The organism is Streptomyces sp. NPDC005070, from assembly GCF_053600395.1.
On sequence record NZ_JBSFZS010000596.1, the window covers coordinates 1 to 1,038 of the forward strand.

General features: G+C 78.2%; 1 pseudogene. It reads right to left on the reverse strand.

Going from position 1 to position 1,038, the window contains the following annotated elements:
• Positions 1–1,038 (reverse strand): annotated as a pseudogene (locus ACWEBX_RS41445) (hypothetical protein); the annotation flags it as partial.

Genomic DNA, 1,038 nt, shown 5'->3' on the forward strand with positions numbered 1-1,038 from the left:
CCGGGGCGCCTCGCCGGGCCGGGGCGGCTCACCCGGGCGGGCCGGGGTGAGGGCGGCGCCGGCCGGCGGTGCGGCCGCCGCCCAGAACTCCCGGGCCGCGGCCGTGTCCTGACGGGTCAGCCAGCGGGCGTGGTCACGGATGTCGGGGCGCCGGTCGGCGCCGGGCAGCACGCCGCCGGCGAGGTAGGAACGGTAGAACTGGCGCACCAGCAGCCGCACCCCGCGCTCGTCGAGCAGCGCCCGGTGATAGGTCACCAGCAGCCGGACAGGCCCCCGCCCGGCCCCCGCCCCGGTACCGGTGCCGGTACTGGTGCCGGTGCCGGTGCCGGTGCCGGTACTGGTGCCGGTACTGGTGCGGCGGGCCAGGGGCGGTCCCTCGAACAGGGACACCCGCAGCAGGGGCGGCCGGTACAGCTCGAAGCCGCGCTCGCGCTCGCGGCGCAGCAGGTCCTGCCAGCCGGCATCGGTGTGCCCGTGGCGGACGACCTCGACGGCCGCGTGATCGTGCAGCACCAGGCGGGGGGCGCCGGCCCACTCGAAGGACGCCCGCAGCACCGTCTCGCGCTCGGCCAGGGACTGCCAGGAGGCGATGAACCGGGTGAGGTCCAGCGGCCCCGTCCAGTCCCAGTGGAGCTGCTCCACGAAGCCGCCGGGGCCGCCCTGATGACCGGCCGCCGCCGCGAGCAGCGCCCGCTGATGCCCCCGCACCGGGACCGTGCCCGCGGCGGGCGGCGCCAGCAGGTCGGCCAGCAGGTCGTCGGTGAGCGGCGGCCCGTCCGGGCCGAGCGGGCCGCGCGGGCTGAGCCGCAGGAGATACCGGCCCGCACGCCCGGCCGGACCCCGCACACCGTCCCGCACACCGTCCGGTACGCCGTCCTGCGGCGTGCCGTCCGGTGCGTGGTGCTGCGGCGTGCCGTCCGGTGCGTGGTGCTGCGGCGTGCCGTCCGGTGCGTGGTGCTGCGGCGTGCCGTCCATGGCTACGTCCAGTTCGACGTCGTAGGCCCGGTGGGATCTCGCGACGCGGGCGGCGACCGCCTC